Here is a 20,838-nt window from a genome sequence, read left to right as displayed (position 1 = left end):
CCCGCATGCAGTGCCGGGCCGGCGTCGTGGCTGCTCATCGCAGCAGGCTCAGAAGTTCGTCGAGAACACCGGCCGACCCGGTGAGGTAAAGGGCCATTACCACCGCGTACACCAGAAGGAGTGTCGCCAGGGCCATCGTGAAGGCCGACAGTTCCAGTCTGCGACGGCGCCGTGTCTGCGGAGTGCGCACGGGGGATACCGTGCCCAGCACCGGGCGCCCGGCGATTTCCGCGAGCTGCCGGCGATTACTGATCGTCCGCCGTAATTGCGAAAGCAGGAAGGCGAACCCGGTGCCTGCGCCCAGCCCGACCAGCAGAATGCCGGTGGCCAGCAGCGGACGGTCGGGTGCGGAGGGCGCGGCCGGTCGGCGCGGTGGCTCGAGCACGCGGAAATCGACCGAGTCGGTCTCCGACTCCACCGCACCCGACATGATCGCCTGCTCGCGCCGGCTCTGGAGCTGACGATAGGAATCGCGAAGGACGTCATAATTGCGCGTCAGGGCGGTGAGTTCGGACTCCACGGCTGGTGCCCGATCGACGTCCTGTTCCAGTCGCGCGACACGCGCCTGGAACTCCTCGATGCGGGTCTCGAGCATCGCGATTTCACTTTCGGTATCGGTAATCGCGGCTTGCAGGGCGTCGTTTCCGCCGCCGGCGATGGGTACCATCGACGGGTTGCGGGCATGTTCGGCGGCTTCGCGTGAACGGCGTTCTTCCAGCTCGGACAGGATGCGCCGTGCGGCGACGATGTCCGGGTGGTCGTCGGTATACCGATGCCGCATGGAATCGATGTTTTCCTGCAGGTCGTTGATCCGCCGGTCCAGTTCCGGGTTGCGGTATTGCGCTCTCACCGTGCCTCCGCCCGATCGGTTCTCCTCGGCGCGGCGTTGCAATGCGGCCAGACGGCTGTGCGCTTCGCGCAGTTGCAGTTCCGCCTGCGCCACCTGATCGCGGGTACGTTCCAGACGCGAGTAGAAGTTGCCGTCGCCGCTGATAAAGCGCGCGTTCTGCCGCTTGAAGTCCTCGATCTCGGCTTCCTTGCTTCGCAACTGACGCTCGTAGGTCTCGATCTGACGTTCGATAAAACGCTGCGAAGTGCTCAGATCGAGCCGTGAATCGCCCAGTCCGCGCTCCATGAACAGATTTACCGTCTCGCGTACGACACGCTCGGCGACTTCCGGGTTGCTGTGCCGAAAACGCACGGTGTAGATGTTTTCGCGCCGCTCACCATCAAGGGACAGCCTGCTGCGCAGCAGATTGACTTGCGCGTCGAGGTTGGAGCCCCCCATGTACACGTCCAGGTCGCTTTGCTGGGCGATGGTCTCCAGGTTGTCGCGACTGAGCAGGGTGCGCGTCACCATGCGCAGCCGTTCTTCCGTATCCGGGCGCACGGTCATTCCGCGCAGCAGGGGATTGAGAACGGATTGGGTGTTTACAAACACCTGGGCATCGGCCTGATAGGTGTCAGGGAGGCTCTGGATGTAAGCCCATCCGCCTAGGCACACCACCCAGGCGATCGGAAGAATCCACCAGCGACGGCGCCAGGTGGCACGCGCCCGCTGTACGAAATCCTGAACAACTTTTTCCATCTTTCGTAGCCCCCTGTTAAACCCATTGACGCTTATCTTGACGCCCGCTGGGTCTTTCAAACGGAGTAACACTCGGCCGGGTAAAGAGGGTGCCTGGACAGCGGTTTTAACCGCTTTCCTTGGCCCCCACCCGGGAGACGTCTAGGGCTATTGAAGATGGTTTATTTCGGCTTGTCTACACGTGTCGAGAATGTTTACACCTCAGAAGATTTCATTGCTGAGTTTTCTAATAAATTTTCGTGGTTTTTTAACGGATCAGGGGGTTACGTTAACTGGTACGCAGTTTGCTGGGGTTTGTTCGATTAGGATCGAAACCGGCCGCGAGGGGGAGTGGCTGGATGGGAGAGATTCTCAAATGGACGACGATCTAAGCCAGAAAAGCCTCGCGCAGAATCTCGCGGATTTTTGGCATCCCGCCATGCTCAAGCGCAGCTGGGGCGAGAGGCTCGACTTGATGAACGACATCTACCAGCAGCTTCACCGGTTCAGCGCGAATGACGAGGAATACGAGTCTTGGGCCGGACAAGTGGTGGCGGCAGTCATCGAACGGCTGGGAGAACCCCCCATAACGGATCCGGATCAGGCCGATCTCTATGCCTGTTCGCTGGAGCCAAGGCACTGGTCCGCTGCGTTTGCCTGGCGGTACGGGCGCAAGTCACCCAACAGGCCTGACCAACGCTGCTGGCCACGATACGCGGTCAATCTTTTGACGGAGATCGGTATACGAAAGGAGTGGCACAAGTGTCGTCTGATCGACCTGTCAAGGGGGGGTGCGCGGATTGCACTGGTCAGACCATTTCCGTACCTGTCGCCCGATACCGCCCTGCAGCTGCTGATTCCCACCGCCGGGACCTTCGATGCCGTTGTGGTATCCGATCGCCGGGTTGGCCTGGGTCTTCGGTTCCTCAGGCGCAGTGGTCCCGGTCACCGCATCAACACGACGGCCTGAACCCGTGTCTCCCCGGCCGACCTTGTTACTCAAATGCGCAATGGAGGACGAACGTTTGTACACACATGCCGGCGTCGAGACTGGATGCCCCACTTCAGAACTTTGCCCGTCGGGCGAGGCCTCCCCGTCCTATCAGGTGTATCTCGCGACGGGTGCGCGGGCGCGCCACATTCACTACCGCATGCGCTATGCGGTGTATTGCCTGGAAACAGGCTTCGAAGCGGCCGAACAGTATCCGGGGGGCTTCGAACGCGATATCTATGACGAGCACGCCGCACATTTTCTGGTACGTCTGGGAGGACTGTACGCAGGTGGTCGCTGGGTCGGCGCCATGCGCCTGATCCGGCCGGACACGATGCCGCTCCCTACGATCGCCACCGGGCATCTGTTTCCGGATGCCTTCGCCAGGCCGCAGGCCGAATCCCCGCGGGTGCTCGAGGTCTCCCGCCTGATTGCCCGTGGCGCTCCGGACCGTGGTTCGCCGCTCCTGTTGTATCACCTTTGCCAGGCTGCCCAGTCGTATGCCAGGAATCATGGCTATGATTTTTTGTTGTTCATGATTCGGCCGGCACTTGCACGGCTGCTCCAGCGCCACCACATCCCGATTGAATTGTGTGGCGAGAAGTGTGATCACCGGGGGGTGCGTTTGCCGTTCCGGGCGCCCACCGACGAGTCGGGGGTAGCCCTTTCTGCCTGGCGCCGCCGTCTGGGACTGGGCGATGCATCGGAGCACTCCCACTATGCAGAGTTTGCCGGGAATCCGCCGTTCTCCAGCCGTGCGAAACCGGTTTACAAGCGTTGCTGGCGCAGGCGTCCGTATCGCGCCCCTGGGGCTATGGAAGTGCCCTGTGCAGGATGACCCGCTCATTACGGCCTTTTGTCGCTACTTCTCTCTGGTGCAGCCGGATGAGGAGCAGATGGAAGCCGTTTACCGGCTGCGCTACGAGGTCTACTGCCGCGAGTTCGGTTACGAATCCGAGGAAGACTGCCCTGACGAGCGCGAGATCGACGAATATGACGCCCAGTCGACACACTGCCTGCTGCAACATGTGGTGAGCGGTACCAGCGCGGGCTGTGTCCGCGTGGTGCATGTCGACGACGCCCGCCGGAAGTTGCAAGAACTGCCGATGGAACGGCATTGCCAGAACAGTTTTTACGAGACCGAGTATCGTCCGGACCGGATGGAGCGGGGCGACATATGCGAGGTTTCCCGGCTGGCGGTCAATGGCCTGTTCCGGCGACGTCTGGGTGAATCGGTCACCCCGGTGGGGGACCTTCACCTGTTGAATGTGCCCTTGGAACAGGCGCGCACCTTCCCGCTACTGGCGTTGAGCCTGTTCATGAGTGCGGTCGCGATGATGGAGATCCAGGGCCGTTCGCATGCCTTTGCCATGATGGAGCCATCGCTGGCGCGAATCCTTCGTCGCCATGGGCTGAAGGTCAAGCAAATCGGCACGGTCCAGAATTACCATGGTCGCCGCGCGCCGTTTCATATCAGTCTGCTCACGGCCCTGGCCGGGATTCACCGTTCGCCGTCGATGAGCCAGCTCTATGCGCACTCCTATGTGAACCTCTCCGATCCCCATCCCTCCGACTCTCTCTGGGATGCGGCTGCTTAACCAACGCCGATCAAGGCGCATGCCCGCGTAGGCCGTTCCTGTCTTTCCAGACGAGCGCGCCCGGAGCTTACGCACACTGCGCAGCGGGTAGCGGGTTCTGTTTGGCCGCTATGGATTGACTCGGCGTGCAACGCAGGACCGAAGCAGGGCGGACATCAACCCCGGAGCCATTCAACGGAAACCGGCTTGGCCAGCCACTGCGCCTTGTTCGTTCGCAATCGCGACGAAGCCGTGAACGTGTACACTGAATGGCGTTCCCGGGGGCGGCCTGATGCCTGAGTTCGACTATCACACGGCCTTTCGACGCACTCACGGCTGGGTCACCTGGCCCGAGCTGGAGCGCCTGCGTGGCTCACGGGTGGCCATTGCCGGCCTCGGCGGTGTTGGCGGGGCCCACCTGCTGACGCTGGCTCGTCTCGGGATCGGCCGGTTTCATATCGCAGATTTCGACTCCTTCGAGTTGCACAACCTGAACCGTCAGGCGGGGGCGGGTATGTCTCGCCTGGGCAGGCCCAAGGTCGAGGTCCTGCGCGAGATGGCGCTGGACATCAATCCGGAACTCGAGATCACCACATTCCCGGAAGGCATTGACCGCCACAATCTGGATGCCTTCCTGCAGGACGTCGATCTGTACGTCGACGGGCTCGACTTTTTCGTGTTTCAGGCGCGCCGCGAGGTCTTCGCCGCATCTGCCGACCGGGGCATCCCTGCGATCACCGTTGCCCCGCTTGGCATGGGGGCGGCCTTGCTGAATTTCCGCCCCGGCGGGTTGTCGTTCGATGATTACTTCGATCTGCGCGATGGGTTGCCCGACGAGGAGCTGGCCCTGCGTTTCATGATGGGGCTGGCCCCTTCGATGATGCAGATGGGGTACCTGGCCGATCCCGCGGCCGTTGACCTGGCGGCCCGGCATGGCCCGTCGACCGTGATGGCCTGTGAACTGTGTGCCGGAGTTATGGGCACCGAGGCCCTGAAGATCCTGCTGGGGCGGGGTCGCGTCGCCTGGGCGCCGCATGGAGTCCACTTCGATGCCTATCGCCAGCGCCTCGCCCGCACCTGGCGCCCTGGCGGCAATCGCAATCCCCTGCAGCAACTGTTTCTGGCGATCGGGCGTCGCCGGATGGCGCACCTCCGGGCAAAGGTCTAGAAAGCTTCTGTCCGGTCGTTCTTGTTGTAGTGCATGGTCCAGACACAAAAAAACCCCTCGTCCGAAGACGAGGGGCCGGGAGAGGACTTCCACCCAGGGGGGAGCAGAAGGCCCAACCACAAGGGCTGCTAGGCTTCCAGACCGGTCTCGCGGCGGCGTCGCGTGGCGACGAAGCCGAGCAGTACCAGCCCGGTTCCCAGCAGAAGCAGCATGGCCGGTTCCGGCACTTCCTGCCGTTCGGACCAGCGGGCGTCGGCCGAGCCGACCACCTCGAAGGTGGTGCGCTGGTCGACTTCCTCGAAGCCTTCGATGAAGTCGAACTGGCCGGTTACACGAACGTTCATGTAGAACGGCTCCGGACTGGTGAAGAATTGCTTGCCGTCGTCCGAAAGCATCCATTCGTTGAAGATCAGCGCGAAGCTGCCGATATCGTCCGAATCGGGATCGAAGGAACCCGCGCCCCGTTCGAACACGTCGGACCAGCCGACAAGGATGTCATCACCCGTGTTGCCAAGGGCGACACCGTCTGCGGCATCGTTCGAGTTGAACCCGAAGGAGGTATCCAGGTTCGGGTCCAGATAGAGCGCGATCGAGCCGCTTGCCCCGGTGAACTCACCTGTGGCTGCGTTGTAGTTGCCCGAGGACTCGAACACGGCATACAGGCCGTAGAACAGATCGGCATCGTCTCCCGAGGAACCCAGCCGGTTGCTTACTGACGTGCCTCCAAGGAAGTACTGACCGACGTTCCAGTAGGCCGCCGCATCGAAGGAGCCGTCGGCATCGAGGGTCAGCAGTTCCTCATAGCCACCGGTAATACGGTCGACCTGACGCTCACCTACCGGGATGTTCGTCAGCCCAAGCTGCGAATCATCAATGGTAAAGACGCCGGCGTGGGCGGTACCTGCAAGCCCCAGGCTGGCAACTGCCAGTACCGCGCCCAGCGCTGTTTGCTTGAACCTTTCCATGTTGAAATCCTCCACCTGTTAGTGTCTACGTGTTTGAAATTGCGTTTGCTTTCACTTTGGCTTGCTAGCCTTCCTGTCCTGCACTCGAAGTAAAGCAGGCTGCGTGCCAATCGATATAACTAACGGATAAATTTGGTATTTTTTGTTTTTTGTGCTGACTCGAGAAAGGCCCGTGTAAAAAAACCGGACAGCCGGGCAACGAGGCGCTTGAGTCGTTAAGGAGATGCTCATGTCCAAGCGCGCCAAGACCCGAGACGAGATTGCCGAGGCCTACAAATCGCCACCGTGGTGGTACGACGCTCGCGGCTTCCTGATCCTCACTTTTGCCTACAACAGCACGCTGGGCGCCCAGGTCCGGTTTTTTGGCCGAAACATGGGGGCCCGGCACCTGGAGATCGGCTGTGGCACGGGGACGCTGCTGGAAATGGCGATCAAGTGGCGCTGGCGGCGGAAGCTGCCGGAGAGCGAGGTGGTCGGTGTGGATTACGCCGAGTCCATGCTGGCGGGCGCGCGTCATCGTTTCGCAAAGGACGAGCACGTGACTGTCAAACACGCCGACGCCGCGGAGCTGCCGTTCGCCGACGGCGAGTTCGATACGGCCAACATCGCCAACTCCGTGCACTGCTTTCCGGATGTGGATGGCGCCATCCACGAGGCCCTTCGGGTGCTCAAGCCCGGGGGTACGCTGGCCGCGAACGTATTGCTGTATCCACGCACGCCCCAGCCGCTGAAGGTCATTGCCGAACGCATCAATCGCTGGGGCATGCGCAAGGGCATCCTGCACACGCCGTACGAGGCAAGGGATATCCTGAGCCGGTTCACCAGTGCCGGATTCCAGGTGGTCGACTCCTCGATCTCGGGCAACTGCTACAACCTGCTGTTAAAGCGACCGCAGTAGCCCCGGCGTCGATTTCATCGCTGGCTGGAAAAGCGAAAGCCCACGCGAACGTGGGCTTTCGCTCGGTATGTCGTTCTTGCTGTTCCGGCTTTACAGCGACTCGTGCAGCGACTGGGCCTGCTCGCGTTCCGGGAAGTCCTCGTGGGCGTCCAGTAGCTCCGTCAGCAGGGCGCGCGCCTGTTCGGTTTCGCCGCTGGCCTGGTAGGCCTGCGCCAGATGGAACCCGATATCCGGTGCCTGTGGGCTCATCCGATACGCCCGTCGCAGGGTCTCCAGGGCGCTTTCGGTATCACCACCCTCCAGCAGTACTACCCCCAGAGTGTCGAGAACGGCGGGTTGGTCCGGGGCCAGCTCGACGGCCCGCTGGGCGTACTCGCGGGCGCGGCGATTATCGGACTCTCGGGCCAGCCACGCCGCATTGTTCAGCGCGATGACATCGTTGGGGCGTTGTTCCAGCAAGGTTTCGTAGGTGTCCAGTGCCTCGGGCTCCCGTCCCGAGTTGATTTGCGCAGAACCGAGCAGGTGTCGTGCGGCCGTATCTTCGGGGTGATCCTGCAGCCAGCCCTGGAGGGTCTCGATTGCCGCCTCGGTCTGCCCGGCCCGTTGCTGCACCTGGTATTTCTCCACCAGCCAGTCGCGCCGGACTTCGCGTTCGAGTGCGCGTTCATAGCCCTCGATCGCCTGTTCAAGTTCACCGGCTTGTGCGTCGAACCATGCCTGTTGCGCGATGACCTGGGCCGCCTCGGGGGCACGCTCCGCGACAGGCTCGAAGACGCTGCGTGCCTCGTCTATCTCGCCGGCCAGGCTGAGGTGTCGGGTCAGCACCATGCGCGCACTCATGTGGCTGGAGTCGATCGACAACGTCTCGCGCAGGGCCGTGACGGCCTGCTCGGTCTCGCCCAGGGCGGCGAGGTTACGTGCCAGCCGGAAACGTACTTCCGCGGCCTCCGGCCGCAGCACGGCCAGATGTGCGAGCACTTCCGCCGCGCCCGCGAAATCCCGTTCGCGTTCCTGCAAGTCGACCAGCAGACCGAGTACGCGCGTGTCGTTGGGGTGGTGTGCGCGCGCCTTCTCCAGGGTGGAGCGGGCGGCTGAATAATCCTCCTGCTGGTTCTGCGCGCGGGCCAGCATCAGGTAGGGTTCGATCCGGTCAGGGTGTTCCTCGATCGCGCTTTGCAGCCAGCGCTTGCCGGCCTCCATCTCGCCCTGCTGAAAGTGCAGCGTTGCCAGCCGGATGGCCGAGGTGGGGTGCCCGGGCTCGCGTTCCTGCAGGTCCTCGAGAATCTCGCGGGCGGTGTCCAGGTTGCCCTGGCGTACCTCAAGCGAGCTCAGATTCAGGGCCAGGGGACTGTTGTCCGGATGGAGCGACAGACCTTCCTGATAGACCAGACGTGCTTCGTGGATTTCGCCGAGGCCCAGCAGGGCTGCCCCCATCAGGTTGTATCCCTGTGGGTTTTCCGGGTCCTTTTCGCGCAGGCGTTCGGTTGCCTCGAGCGCCTTGTCGTACTGCCCGTCCCGAATATGGGCCAGGGCAACCGAGTAGTCGGCCAGCCGTACATCGGTGCTCTCGATGGCGACACGTTGCAGGAGTTCCATCCCCTGTTCGTGATCCCCGTGCCGTACGAGGGCAATCCCCAGCATCTCCTGCAGTTCCGGCCGGTCGGCACGGTTGGCCAGTGCCTCGCGCAGGATTTCGATCCCGCTTTCGGTGTCCCCCTCGCCGATGTAGAGCGCGGCCAGCTGGTCCCCCAGGGCCTCGACCAGATCGGGTCGCTCGCTCAACGCGTCGGCCAGGATGCGTCGAGCCTCCTGGGGACGCCCTTGCTCGATGCGCAACTGGGCCAGCAGCCGATAGCTCATCGCGCTTGGTGGGCCCAGCGCATGGTGGCGCTCGAGCAGGCGCTCGGCCTGGGACCAGTTGCCTTCTTCCAGGCGAATGGCCGCCAGATAGGGCATCGCGAGGCGATAGTTGCCGGCTACCGCCAGCGTTTCTTCCAGATGGGGGCGAGCCGCCGCAGGCTCGCCGCTCTCGAACTCGACCAGGCCCAGCAGGAAGTGGCCGCCGGGGTTGTCCGGGGCGCCTTGCTGGAGAAACTTGCCGTCCTCGCGGGCCTTGTCGAAGTGCCCCAGTTCGACATGCATGAGCCCTCGTTTCAGGCGCTCGGCGATGGCGTCCGGACGCAGTTCAACGGCACGGTCGAATGCCTTGAGTGCGGCTTCGGGGTCGCCCTGCACCCGTTCCAGGTCGCCCTTGAGGGACCAGGCTGGCGAGAACTCGGGGTCGGCCTCCAGGGCCGCATCGGTCATCTTCATCGCCTGCTCGGCGTCTCCATCGGACATGGCCTTGTAGGCGCGCGCCAGGTGAATCTCCACCAGGTCGTCGCGTTTTTCCTCTGCCGCCGCCAGGTACTCCGCGCCGGTGGTGGCCTCCCCGGCCTGGAATGCCGCCAGCGCGCGGTAAGCCTGCAGGCGCGCGGCATCTTCGCCTTCCAGGTCGTCGGCCTCAGGGATCTCGCTGATCGCGCCACTGCCCCCCAGGGTGAACAGGAGCTGCGCCAGAGGCAGCGCATAAACGTTCGGGTCGGCTCCAGATTCCAGTGCTCGTTGCAGGTGGCGTACGGCTGGCTGAGGCTGCTGGTCGCGCAGATACGCGAGCCCCAGGCGGCCGCGCATCTCGGGGTCCGGATTGTGCTGCAGCGCATTGCGGTACTCGATGGTGGCCGCGGCGTATTCGCCTGCCTCCATATGGCGCTCGGCACGTTCCCGGTGTTCGGCCTCGGTCGGGGTGCCCAGGGCATCGCAACCGACGAGGGTCAGCGCCATCAGCAGCGGGGCCAGGCGTGGAAGGGTACGGCGGGGCGAGCCCACCACATGGCGTACAGGACGGAGAGTCTTCATGGCGGGTTTACCTCAGGCCAAATTTGTCGAGCAGGCTGTAGAGAGTGGGCCGCGTGATTCCGAGTTGATCCGCGGCCTGGGCAATGTTGTTCTTGCTGCGGGCCATCGCTTTCAGGATGGCTTCGTGTTCCGCGTGTTCGCGGATGTCGCGTAGTCGCACTGCCGGGACGTCGCCATGGGGGGGCTCCAGGCCCAGGTCCTTGGCGGTAATCATCTGGCCGTCGGCCATGATCACGGCGCGGCGGATCAGGTTTTCCATCTCGCGCACGTTGCCTGGCCAGTCGTAGGCCTCGATCGCGTTGGTGGCGTCCAGCGTGAAACCGCGTCGCGGTCGCCGCTGATCTTCGGTAAAGCGGTCGAGCAGATAGTGCGCCAGCAGGGTTGCGTCTCCCTTGCGCTCGCGCAGGGGAGGGATGGAGACCGAAATCTCGCTGATGCGGTAGTACAAGTCCTCGCGAAACTCGCCTTCCTGAATCAGTGCCTTCAGATCCTGATTCGTGGCGCCGATGATGCGGACGTTGACCGGGATCTCGGCGCGGCCGCCGAGGCGTTCGACCTTGCGCTCCTGCAGAAACCGCAGCAGCTTGGCCTGCAGGCTGTGTGGCAGGTCGCCGATCTCGTCCAGGAACAAGGTGCCGTTGTTGGCGTGCTCGATCTTGCCGATGGTCTGGCGCGAGGCCCCGGTGAAGGCACCTTTCTCGTAGCCGAACAGCTCGCTTTCCAGCAGGTTCTCCGGGATCGCGGCGCAGTTGATCGCTACGAAGCGCTCGTTCGCGCGACCGCTCAAGTCGTGCACTGCACGCGCCAGAACCTCCTTCCCTGTGCCGCTCTCGCCCAGCAACAGTACGGTGGCATCGGAGGGCGCGACACGCTCTACAACCCGACAGACATCCAGCATGCCCGGGTCGGCGGTGATGACTCCGCTAAGGGAGGCCCCAGGCCTGCGCGCCAGCTGGCGGTTTTCCGCCTCGAGTTCATACAGGTGCGCGGCGCGATCGACGATCATCCGCAGGAGGTCCGACTCGACTGGCTTGATGTAGTAGTCGTAGGCGCCCATGGCCACGGCCTTGAGCGCGTTCTCGCGATCATCGTTTCCGGTCACGACGATCACCTTGGTCTCGGGATCCATCGCCAGGATGTCCTGCAGCAGCGCCAGACCCTCGGAGGCGTTGGCCGGGTCGGGCGGCAATCCCAGGTCCAGCGTCACCAGTTCCGGCTGGTGGCGTCGTATCCTGGTCATGGCGCTTTCCCGGTCTTCCGCCTGCAGGATTTCGTATCCCTCGAAGCACCAGCTCAGCTGGCTGCGCAGACCCTGGTCGTCTTCAACGATGAGAAGCTTCAACATAGAACCCTCGCAATCACCAGCGGTCCTCATGACGGCTCGGCCAGCGCCGGAGCCACCTGCAAGGGGAGCTTCAGGGTAAACGTCGTTCCAACGCCGGCCTCGCTGTCCACCGAAATACGACCGCCCATGCGCGAAATGCGGTCTCGTGCCTCATATAAACCAATCCCCATCCCCGCGTTTCCCTTGGTGGTCTGAAAGGGTTTGAAAAGCCGATTCTTGAGAAATGCCGGGTCCATGCCGCTACCCGTGTCTTCGATTTGAACAATAGCCCAACCCTCTTCGGTGTAAAGATTGAGATTAATTGAGCCATCATCCGGCGTAGCTTCTTGAGCATTTCTTACAAGATTGAGTAGGACATTTTTAAGTCCTTCCTGGTCGCCTGTTACAGCGGCGGGTTCGCGAAGATCGAGCCGGGGCAGGGGCGAACGATGGCGGCTGGCCTCGGAGACCTCGGCCAGTAGTCGGTCCAGTGGGATGATGCGGCTCGGCGTCTCGGGTGTGGCCTGGGCATGGCGCAACTGGGCCAGTGTCCGTTCGAGCCGGTCGCGGGCATTGCCCACCGTGCGCAGGGCATCGCGGACAAAGTCCGGATTGGACAGATGTCGTTCCGCGTTGGAGCACACCAGGGACAGCTGGGCCGATACATTCTTGAGGTCGTGCACCAGAAACGCCGCCAGTCGGTGAAACGCCTCGAACTGACGGGCCTCCAGCAGGGCCTCGTCGGTTTGCACCAGCGCGACATAGATGGCGAGCTGGCGTCCGGCGGTCTTCAGGAGGTCACGCTCCTCCCAGTCGATCTTGCGCGGTGCCCGCGGGTGGGCGAGCACAACAAACCCCTGCAGCAGATCCCCCTTGAGCAGTGGCACCACCACCCACAGGCGCGCGTTGCCAACCAGCCATTCGGGCAGTTGCAGGCCCTGATACAACTCGGGATCCCGGCGGTATTCGTTGAGGTCGATCACCCACCCGGTGCGCGCCACGAACTCCACCAGCGCCCCGTCGGGCTCTTCCGGCGGGTAACTGGGGTCGCCCAGGTTCAGGACCCCCTCCAGGGCATAGGTGCCGTTGCGGTCGCGCACCCATAGCAGGCCTCCGGGGCTGTCCACCAGCTCGCCGATGGCCTGTATGGCGCGTTGGCGGAACGGGATCTCGTCGTCCTCGGCCGACAGGGTGCCGGTGAAACGCAGCCATTCCTGTCGATAGTCGAACGAGTAGCGAAAGAAATGCTTGGCCAGAAACACTCGCAGGCGGGAGCGCAGGCTGCCCGATGCGACGATGACGGCTAGCAGCAAGGCGGCGCCGAACAGGAAGACCACCTGCAGGAAGGCGCCCAGGTCGCCCCCAACATGCTGCAGGTAGTAGGCGGCCGCGCCGATGGCGAGCAGGTATAGCCCGGCCCCGATCAGCGCCGCGGTATGGAACAGGAGGTGCCGCGAGACCACCGGTGCCTCGCGTGCCTGTAGCGGCCGGCGGGCCAGCGAGATCGCGAGCAATGGTACGACCAGGGCATTCACCAGGCCGCGCGCCTGCCAGACCGGGCTGTTGATGGCCCCGAACAGCACGAGATCGGCATACAAGAACAGATCGAAGGCAAACATCGCCCCGAGGCCCAGGCTCAGAAACTTGATCTCCCAGCGCCGTTGCAGGGGCGTATTGCGAAAGACCTGTTCGACCAGCACCAAGCCCAGCACCACCATACCGAGCATCGCAATGCCCACCCAGGCGCCGAGGGGCAGGGCAACCGGCAGGGCAAGAGCCACGAACAACCCCGCCATCAGCGCCGCCGTGGCGATCATCGCCGCGCGCAATGGAGCCGGAGGCCTCGAGCCGGACTCGCCGCGACGAACCAGCAGGGCGAACAGGACTGCAAACCACCCGGCATTGCGCAGGACCTCGAAGGCCCCTCCGGAGACCGGGGTCTCGCCAATCTCGTGGGCCACGAACGCCATGTGCAGGGCCCAGATCACCGACAGCAGCGCCGCGACCGCGATCCACAGACTCCCCGGACGTTGTCGCCAGGTCCACAAGGCCAGCACCACCAGCACCAGGAAGGCGAGGGCAGCCAGCAGATAGCTTGGGGCGGCGAGGTTCATCGCTCAGCGGGCGCCGCGGCCAAACAGGACCACGCGGACCGTCTCGAACAGGATCATCAGATCCATGAACAGGCTGTGGTTCTTGACGTAGTACAGGTCGTACTGGAGTTTCTGGCGTGCATCCTCGACCGATGCGCCGTAGGCGTAGCGCACCTGGGCCCAGCCGGTAATGCCGGGGCGGATGCTGTGGCGGGCGAGGAAATACGGGATCTGCTCGCTGAGCTGTTCCACGAACACCGGGCGCTCCGGGCGCGGACCCACGAACGACATCCGCCCCTGAAACACGTTGATGATCTGCGGCAGTTCGTCGATGCGCAGCTTGCGTATCACGCGACCCACCCGCGTGATGCGGTCATCGTCGCCACTGGCCCAGCGGGCGACTCCGTCCCCTTCGGCGTCATCGCGCATGCTGCGGAACTTGCAGATCTCGAACGGGACATTGCCCAGGCCGATCCGGGTCTGCCAGTAGAGAACCGGCCCGGGGCTGTCGAGCTTGATCGCAATGGCCGTGATCAGCATGACCGGGAAGGTCACCACCAGCAGGGCGGTGCTCGCCAGCAGATCAAAGCCGCGCTTCACCACGGTGCGCGGCCAGTACTGGCGGAAACCATCGCCAAATACGAGCCAGCTGGTGTTGATTCCGTCCAGCTGGAGCTGTCGGTCCTCGCGTTCGAAGAACGACGACAGATCCGTAACGCGGATACCGTTGAGCTTGCACTCCAGAAGCTGATTGAGCGGCAGGTTCTCGCGGCGCTCGCGCATCCCCACCACGATCTCGTCCGCGCGCAGGGAACGTGCCACGTCCAGAAGGCTGGTCTGGGCATCCAGCACCCAGAGCCGCCGGTTGTCGACCAGCCGGTCGGTCTCGCGCTCGGTCGCGACATATCCCACGATCTGGTAGGTGGCGTCGCCCGCGCCGGGGTCTGACTGGCGTGCCTCCAGCGACCGGGAACGGCTCCCGGTGCCCAGAACCAGCACACGGCGCTTGAAGGCGTCGGTCTCGGACAAGCCGCGGAACAGGCTGCGTTCGGCTGTCAGACTTGCCAGCAGGATGACCGCGCTGCTGCCCACGATCGTGGGTGTAACGAGGCTGCTCGCCGTAAGCATCCCGAGGATCGCGAGCGCGACGCCGGCCAGGATCAAGGCACCGCCAAGGCGTACCACGGCAGAGCGCAAACTGAAGGTCGCCAGACACTCCTGCTCGTAAAGGCCCACCAGCATCACCGCGAACAGAACGACCGCCACCGCGATCAGGAGCTCCGGCATCCAGGGGTCCATCGCGCCCAGCGACAAGGTGAACAGGGCAAGTGTCAGATAGAGCGCGATGTAAATGGCGAGCAGCTCAAGCCCAACCAGCGCCAGAATCCGCCGCGATACATAGTGTCCAAGTATTCGCATGCTCAAAATGCCCCCCGGTCACCTCCCCAGCGATCAGGGAGATGATCGATGCCTGTTCCTTTCCCGAATATCCGGCCCGTTCACCCGAATGGTGGCTGGCGAGTGGGGCGAGTCGCCTCGCCGCACCCGTAGCCAGTCAGAAGCGGCGTTCCGGAATGATCAGGATGTCGCCCGGCAACATGGCCACGTTCGCCGAGATGTCGCCGCCGTAGATCAGGTCGTTCAGGCGGACCCGGTACTGCTTGCGTTCACCGTCTTCGTTACGTACCAGCACGGCCCGGTTGCCGGCTGCGAAATCGGTGATTCCGCCGACCGCGATCATCACGTCCATCACGGTCATTTCTTCGCGGTATTGCAGGGCCTGCGGCTCGGCGGCCTGCCCGATCACGCGCACCTGGCGGTCGTAGGGCCCGGCAAAGCTGGTCACCATCACTGTCACGATCGGGTCGCGCAGGAAGTCGGACAGCTTGTCTTCCATATCCCGTGCGAGTTGGCTGGGGGTCCTTCCGCTGGCCTGGACGTCCTCCACCAGGGGCGTGGTGATCTGGCCATCCGGCCGCACTGCCACCGAGGTGGACAGATCCGGGTTGTTGCGCACCGCGATGGTCAAGGTGTCGCCGGGCCCGATGATGTACTGGTCAATCGTGGTTTGTTCGACCGTGGACGGGGCATCCGGGTGAGGTGTGGTCGTGCATGCGCTGGTGGTCACCACGACAAATGCCACGGTCAAAATGAAAACAACAAAAGTGCTCTGTGGGCCGGTCTTGAGGGTCATCGCTCGTCTCCCCTTTTAGGCGTTGAGTCAGTCCAATTTGACACCGCCGACTTCGTTGTCCGGCGAAACCCGGACCAGGCCCGATCGTGCCCGGACCTGCTTCCGCTTAGCCTCGGAGCGGTGCGGGCAATAGCAACCACTTATTAGTATTGGCTATTCCCCTGGATAATCGATGGTAGACGTGCCCCACGCCCCGGGCTATCAGTCTTTAGACTGACGATGGGGTGTTTTTCGTTCGGTTTATTTGGTTCTTCTAAACCCGGTTGGTGGGCCCAAAATAGGGTCCTCGATTTTTCATCTACTACCGGGCAAAAACATTGGACCCCATTCCTCTGCGTCTGCTAGCCAATTGGCTTCTGCTACCTCCTTCTGGTCCTCTAATACTCGCCATTGTCGGGTGGGCCATTTACCGCACAAATGTTGGAAAAGGGCTGTTGGTAATCGGCCTTTTATTGAGCTATTCCTTTTCTACTCCAGCGGTCAGTTATGCGCTCATGAAGCCTTTACAAGAGGGCTTTTCGCCGCCCAGCGATGACCAGCTGACGGGCGTGCAGGCGATTGTGGTGCTGGGGGCGGGGTATCGCACTGGAGCCGAGGAGTTCTCGGGCGAGACCGTCCATGACCTCGCGCTGGTGCGCCTTCGTTATGCGGCGTATCTGCACAACCGCACCGGGTTGCCCGTGATGGTTTCGGGGGGTGGCCCGGAGGAGCGAGCTCCAGAAGCCGACTACATGGCAGAGGTACTAAAGGAATATGGCGTCCACCCGATCCTGCGGGAGCCCAATGCGCGCGACACCTGGGGCAATGCCCAGCATTCGGCGAAACAGCTGCGCGCAGAGGGGATCGAGCGCGTGGCACTCGTGAGCCATACCCACCACATGCCGAGGGCCACCTGGTCGTTCGAGCGTGCGGGGCTGGACGTTATCCCGGCCCCGACCGGTGCCTTTGTGCCACGTCATCCGCGTTGGTCCCTGGAGGCGTTCCGCCCGCAGGCCAGCGCGCTTTGGGCCAGCTGGCTGGCGCTTCACGAGTACTGGGGCATGGCCTGGTACCGCTGGCAGTACGGGCCGGGATAGCCCGGCGCGCCACCCATTTATTACAGCCGTTCGATTCAAGGCGAGGCGAAGGTTCGATTATGAAAATCCTGGTAACCGGTGGGGCGGGCTACATTGGTTCACACGTCGTGCGCCAGCTGCTGGCGGAAGGTCACGACGTCGTCGTCTACGACAATCTCAGTACAGGGCACCGCTGGGCCATCGGTCATGCCGCGCTGATCGTCGGCGACATGGCCGATCGACAGCGCCTGCAGACGGTCCTTGCGGAATACGCGTTCGACGGAGTTCTGCACTTTGCCGCCAGGATCGTGGTCCCGGAATCGCTGGCCGATCCACTCGGCTACTACGGCAGCAACACCCGCAACACCCTGAACCTCCTGGAGGGATGCCAGCGAACAGGGGTTCGCTTCCTGGTCTTTTCCTCGACGGCCGCGGTGTATGGCATCCCGGCGAAAAACCCCGTGGACGAAACCAGCCCACTGGCGCCGATCAACCCCTACGGCGCTTCCAAGGTCATGTCCGAGCGAATGATTGCCGACTTCGCCCAGGCGAGCGATCTGCGATATGTCTGCCTGCGCTACTTCAATGTGGCTGGCGCGGCCCCCGACGGCACGCTGGGCCAGGCCACCCCCAACGCGACCCACCTGATCAAGGTGGCCTGCCAGGCAGCCTTGGGCGAACGCGAAAGCATTACCGTGTTCGGGTCCGATTACCCAACCCGCGATGGCACCTGCGAGCGCGACTACATCCATGTCGAGGATCTTGCCGCAGCACATTTGCGGGCCATGGACTACCTGGTGGCCGGCGGCTCCTCGCAGGCGCTCAACTGTGGCTATGGTCACGGCTACAGCGTGCTGCAGGTCCTTGAATCCGTGCAGCGCATCAGCGGCTCCCGGTTCCCCGTCATCCATGGCCCCCGCCGAGCCGGCGATCCGCCCGCCCTGACTGCAGACGCATCGCGCATCCGCCAACTGCTGGACTGGTCCCCCGAATACGACGACCTGGACCTCATCGTCCGCCACGCCCTCACCTGGGAACGCCGCATGACCACCGCTGCCGCACCCCCTCTGGCCGTCCGACTCCACCCCCTGCCCATGCCGGAAACCACCGCCCACGCCTACGGCGCCCCCTGACCGGCGATGGATGGGGTTACGGACTCTTCGGTGGCCTGTGACTCGCATCCCACCACCAGGCGTAGCGCCTAATCCCAACCAACCGGCCGGGAGTGATGTCGCTGCGTATCGAGTCCCGGAGTGTCAGAGGTCTTTCGAGTGGGAGTAAGGGTCACGCCGGCGCATGGAACTCGCGATATTCGTCGAGGAAGGCGAGGCGGGTCGGATCGGTGACGCGATCAATGTAAAGCGTGCCGTCGAGGTGGTCGATCTCGTGCTGGAAGACGGTGGCGAGGAAGCCTTCGGGTTCCAGGTGGCGGTGCGTGCCGTCCGGTTCGCGGTAGTCGACAGCGATGTGGCGAGGGCGGGCGACTTCGCCGCGCAGGCCGGGGACGGAGAGGCAGCCTTCCCAGTAGCACTGCGGGGTTGCGTCCAGCACGGTGACCACCGGATTCACGAGGATCAGGCGGCCGGTCGGCACGGCGCCGGGGTAGCGGGTATTGCCCGGCTGGATCTCGATCACGGCAACACGTTTTGCCACGCCAATCTGGGTAGCCGCCAGACCAAGCCCTTCGCTGGAATGCATGGTATCGACGAGGTCGTCCACCAGGGCGTAGAGCCCGGGACTGTCAAAGTCCGAGTCGGGTACCGGGTCGCAGACGCGACGCAGGTCGGGGTGCCCCATGCGCAAAATACGGCGAACGCTCATCGGAAGGATGATGCCACGATGCCGTATCTTCCGCCCTCGCGTCGGGATGCCAAAGTTGACATACCATATTTGGCATACATACTCTATTTGGTATGTGGGATGTCTTTGAACACAAGAGGGTAGAAAAGAACCTGGCGGCCGCGCCTGCTGAAGTTCAGAAGCGGTACGAGAAGTGGAAGGACATCGTCACCATCTCCGGTCCGCAGGGGTTGCGGCATATTCGGGGCTTCAACGACGAAGCCTTGTCCGGTAAGTGGAAAGGCTTCCGATCGTCGCGACTGAATATCCAGTACCGCGTTATTTACCGGGTGGAGAAGGATAAGGTGCTCGTAGAAGTCGAGAAGATAACTCCCCACGATTACGGGAGGGCGTGACATGAGTGATTATCGCAAGGCAGACAGGAGGGTCGAGGTGTCGGTTGGCGAATCGGTCCGGATCCTGCGTGAGCTTCAGGAAATGAGCCAGAACGATCTGGCGAATGCCTCCGGGATCCCCCAGTCGACCATTTCGGCCATTGAGAATGACCGCGTACGACTCGGTGTTGATCGTGCCAAGGTCCTGGCAAGGGCATTGCGCTGCCACCCCGCCGTACTCGTATTCCCGGGCTGGGATGTCGAGCATGAGTCGGCCGCATAGCCATCAAGCCATTCGGGGACATTCAAAGTCGGATCAGGTACCAGGCCGAAGGCACGACGCACATCGGGGGTCCACGCGCAGGATACGGCGAACGCTCATGGGAAAGATGGTGCCACAGGAGAGATAATGGTGGCCGGGGACGGAATCGAACCGCCGACACGGGGATTTTCAATCCCCTGCTCTACCGACTGAGCTACCCGGCCATTTTTCGGAGGGATTCGCCCTTCGGGCGAAGGGCGGTATTAAAGCGGTCCGGGGCGTCCACGTCAAGCAAACGCGGCCGAACCGCCCGCAATCAGGACTGGTTCGGGTCGACGAAGCCTTCCGGCTTTTCCGAGCCATCTCCGAACAGGAATTTTTCCATTTCCTCTTCGAGGAACTTGCGCGCCTTGGGGTCGACCGGGGTCAGGCGGTATTCGTTGATCAGCATGGTCTGGTGCGCCAGCCAGGCATTCCAGGCTTCCTTGGAGACGTTCAGGTAGATCTTCTTGCCCATCTCGCCCGGGTAGGGCGGGTAGTCGAGGCCATCGGCCTCCTGGCCAAGCTTCACGCAGTTAACGGTTCGTGCCATTGCCGGAATCCTTGTAGTCGTGCAGGTAACGCTGGATGGGGGCCGGGATGCCGACCGCCCGTGATGTGCCGGGTTTATACCAAATCGCCCTCTCGCCTTCCATGATCCCACACGCGTTCGGCGGGAGGTGGTAGCGGTGGATACGCAGATCAAGGTGATAGTGGCTGAAGGTGTGACGCAGCCCGGTCGTGTCGTTTGCCTCGGCCTGGGGCCACTGGCTGAGTACCCACTGGTCCAGCTCGGGCGCATCCGCGGCTTCCGGGAGGCTGTACAGCCCGCCCCAGATGCCCTGTGCCTCGCGCTGCACGAGCAGGCTGCCGTGTTCGGTCTGCAGGTGGGCAGCGTGGCGGATGCGTGTGGGCAGGCCCTTGCGCGGGCGCTGCGCGGGTAACTGTCCGGTCCGATCCTGGGCCAGTGCCTGGCAGTCGCCGGCCACGGGACATTGCGGGCAATCGGGGCGGGAGCGGGTGCACAGCAGTGCGCCCAGATCCATGATGGCCTGGGTGTAGTCGGCGCAGCGTGTAGTCGGGGTGCGTGCCTCGGCCTCGACCCATAGCTCGCGTTGAACGGCGGGGCTGCCAGGCCAGCCTTCGATCGCCGCATGTCGGGCGAGGACGCGCTTGGCATTGCCATCCAGGATGGGTTCCGGGCGGTCGTGGGCCTGGGCGATGATGGCAGCGGCGGTGGAACGGCCGATGCCGGGGAGCTGTTCCAGGGCCTCGCGCGTATCCGGGAAGGCCCCGCCATGCTCGCTGACGACCTGCTGTGCTGCGCGATGCAGGTTGCGGGCTCGGGCGTAGTAGCCCAGGCCGGACCACAGGTGCAGGACCGTGTCCTGGTCGGCGGCCGCGAGTGATTCGACGTCGGGGAAGCGCTCCATGAAGCGCTGGAAGTACGGGATCACCGTCTCCACCCGCGTTTGCTGCAGCATGATCTCGGAGACCCAGACGCGATAGGGCGTGCGCGGGTGCTGCCAGGGGAGGTCACTACGCCCGTGCTGGTCGAACCAGCCGAGCAGGCGTTCGGCAAAGGGGGTCATCGCGGGGGTGTCGAAACGAAGCGGCCGGCCCCGAAGGCCGG

19 protein-coding genes and 1 tRNA gene are annotated in these 20,838 nt (G+C 63.4%); 9 read left to right on the top strand and 11 right to left on the bottom strand.

The features are described from left to right. Positions 1-34 precede the first annotated feature (34 nt). On the bottom strand, positions 35-1,588 hold the full coding sequence (locus tag F623_RS0101010) for an XrtA system polysaccharide chain length determinant (protein WP_018861157.1): 1,554 nt from the start codon (positions 1,586-1,588) through the stop codon (positions 35-37). A 355-nt stretch (positions 1,589-1,943) separates the two neighbouring features. On the opposite strand from F623_RS0101010, the gene F623_RS0101005 reads away from it, so the two are divergent. From F623_RS0101005 to F623_RS0100990, 4 genes are all read left to right on the top strand, one after another. Continuing rightward, entirely contained in the window at positions 1,944-2,537 is a 594-nt protein-coding gene (locus F623_RS0101005; RefSeq protein ID WP_018868158.1) for a PilZ domain-containing protein, read from the top strand. Between the two features lie 40 nt (positions 2,538-2,577). Further along, positions 2,578-3,396, top strand: coding sequence for an acyl-homoserine-lactone synthase (locus F623_RS0101000; protein ID WP_026278623.1), 819 nt, complete (start codon positions 2,578-2,580; stop codon positions 3,394-3,396). Further along, positions 3,386-4,156, top strand: coding sequence for a PEP-CTERM/exosortase system-associated acyltransferase (locus tag F623_RS0100995; RefSeq protein ID WP_018861160.1), 771 nt, complete (start codon positions 3,386-3,388; stop codon positions 4,154-4,156). Before F623_RS0101000 ends, F623_RS0100995 begins: the two co-directional genes overlap by 11 nt. A gap of 271 nt (positions 4,157-4,427) precedes the next feature. Further along, positions 4,428-5,303, top strand: a complete 876-nt coding sequence (locus F623_RS0100990) for a ThiF family adenylyltransferase (protein WP_018861161.1) — start codon at positions 4,428-4,430, stop codon at positions 5,301-5,303. A gap of 128 nt (positions 5,304-5,431) precedes the next feature. Here F623_RS0100990 and pepA read toward each other — a convergent pair whose 3' ends face one another. Next, positions 5,432-6,268 carry a flocculation-associated PEP-CTERM protein PepA gene (gene pepA, locus F623_RS0100985; protein WP_018861162.1) on the bottom strand — a complete coding sequence of 279 codons (837 nt, stop codon included), beginning with the start codon at positions 6,266-6,268 and terminating at the stop codon, positions 5,432-5,434. Between the two features lie 229 nt (positions 6,269-6,497). Here pepA and F623_RS0100980 point away from each other — a divergent pair, with 229 nt between their 5' ends. Further along, complete coding sequence (locus F623_RS0100980; RefSeq protein ID WP_018868160.1) at positions 6,498-7,166, top strand: class I SAM-dependent methyltransferase; 669 nt, start codon at positions 6,498-6,500, stop codon at positions 7,164-7,166. Positions 7,167-7,256: 90 nt separating this feature from the next. Here F623_RS0100980 and prsT read toward each other — a convergent pair whose 3' ends face one another. The 5 genes from prsT to F623_RS0100955 all read right to left on the bottom strand — a co-directional run bounded on the left by prsT (position 7,257) and on the right by F623_RS0100955 (position 15,675). After that, entirely contained in the window at positions 7,257-10,037 is a 2,781-nt protein-coding gene (gene prsT / locus F623_RS0100975) for an XrtA/PEP-CTERM system TPR-repeat protein PrsT (RefSeq protein WP_018861164.1), read from the bottom strand. A 34-nt stretch (positions 10,038-10,071) separates the two neighbouring features. Then, the gene (gene prsR / locus F623_RS0100970; protein WP_018861165.1) at positions 10,072-11,409 is read right to left on the bottom strand and encodes a PEP-CTERM-box response regulator transcription factor; all 1,338 of its coding nucleotides are present in this window, start codon (positions 11,407-11,409) and stop codon (positions 10,072-10,074) included. A gap of 26 nt (positions 11,410-11,435) precedes the next feature. Further along, a complete protein-coding gene (prsK, locus tag F623_RS0100965) occupies positions 11,436-13,502 on the bottom strand; it encodes an XrtA/PEP-CTERM system histidine kinase PrsK (protein ID WP_018861166.1) in 2,067 nt (688 codons plus the stop codon). 3 nt (positions 13,503-13,505) lie between these two features. Next, entirely contained in the window at positions 13,506-14,900 is a 1,395-nt protein-coding gene (locus F623_RS0100960) for a TIGR03013 family XrtA/PEP-CTERM system glycosyltransferase (RefSeq protein WP_018861167.1), read from the bottom strand. A gap of 136 nt (positions 14,901-15,036) precedes the next feature. Beyond that, a complete protein-coding gene (locus F623_RS0100955) occupies positions 15,037-15,675 on the bottom strand; it encodes an XrtA/PEP-CTERM system exopolysaccharide export protein (RefSeq protein ID WP_018861168.1) in 639 nt (212 codons plus the stop codon). 494 nt (positions 15,676-16,169) lie between these two features. Between F623_RS0100955 and F623_RS0100950 the strand changes: the two genes are divergently transcribed. Together F623_RS0100950 and galE are read left to right on the top strand one after the other, a co-directional pair. After that, a complete protein-coding gene (locus F623_RS0100950; protein WP_018861169.1) occupies positions 16,170-16,751 on the top strand; it encodes a YdcF family protein in 582 nt (193 codons plus the stop codon). A gap of 59 nt (positions 16,752-16,810) precedes the next feature. After that, the gene (galE, locus tag F623_RS0100945) at positions 16,811-17,863 is read left to right on the top strand and encodes a UDP-glucose 4-epimerase GalE (RefSeq protein WP_018868162.1); all 1,053 of its coding nucleotides are present in this window, start codon (positions 16,811-16,813) and stop codon (positions 17,861-17,863) included. A gap of 151 nt (positions 17,864-18,014) precedes the next feature. Here the strand turns inward: galE and def are convergent, their stop codons facing one another. Further along, entirely contained in the window at positions 18,015-18,551 is a 537-nt protein-coding gene (def, locus tag F623_RS0100940) for a peptide deformylase (RefSeq protein ID WP_019572131.1), read from the bottom strand. A gap of 92 nt (positions 18,552-18,643) precedes the next feature. On the opposite strand from def, the gene F623_RS0100935 reads away from it, so the two are divergent. After that, positions 18,644-18,925 (top strand): type II toxin-antitoxin system mRNA interferase toxin, RelE/StbE family, encoded by a 282-nt coding sequence (locus F623_RS0100935; protein WP_018863439.1) that lies wholly within the window; start codon positions 18,644-18,646, stop codon positions 18,923-18,925. Position 18,926: 1 nt separating this feature from the next. Then, complete coding sequence (locus F623_RS0100930; protein ID WP_019572130.1) at positions 18,927-19,187, top strand: helix-turn-helix transcriptional regulator; 261 nt, start codon at positions 18,927-18,929, stop codon at positions 19,185-19,187. Between the two features lie 127 nt (positions 19,188-19,314). On the opposite strand, the gene F623_RS0100925 is transcribed toward F623_RS0100930, so the two are convergent. The 3 genes from F623_RS0100925 to mutY all read right to left on the bottom strand — a co-directional run bounded on the left by F623_RS0100925 (position 19,315) and on the right by mutY (position 20,797). Beyond that, positions 19,315-19,390 (bottom strand) — tRNA-Phe (locus F623_RS0100925). 92 nt (positions 19,391-19,482) lie between these two features. After that, positions 19,483-19,758, bottom strand: a complete 276-nt coding sequence (locus tag F623_RS0100920; RefSeq protein WP_038040088.1) for an oxidative damage protection protein — start codon at positions 19,756-19,758, stop codon at positions 19,483-19,485. Next, positions 19,742-20,797 (bottom strand): A/G-specific adenine glycosylase, encoded by a 1,056-nt coding sequence (gene mutY / locus F623_RS0100915; protein WP_018868165.1) that lies wholly within the window; start codon positions 20,795-20,797, stop codon positions 19,742-19,744. The genes F623_RS0100920 and mutY overlap by 17 nt, the downstream gene beginning before the upstream one ends. Positions 20,798-20,838 lie beyond the last annotated feature (41 nt).

It is taken from the genome of Thioalkalivibrio sp. ALD1, assembly GCF_000381245.1.
Lineage (GTDB): Bacteria > Pseudomonadota > Gammaproteobacteria > Ectothiorhodospirales > Ectothiorhodospiraceae > Thioalkalivibrio.
The sequence above is the reverse complement of the archived record's forward strand: the minus strand, read 5'-3'. Positions and strand labels throughout refer to the sequence as shown.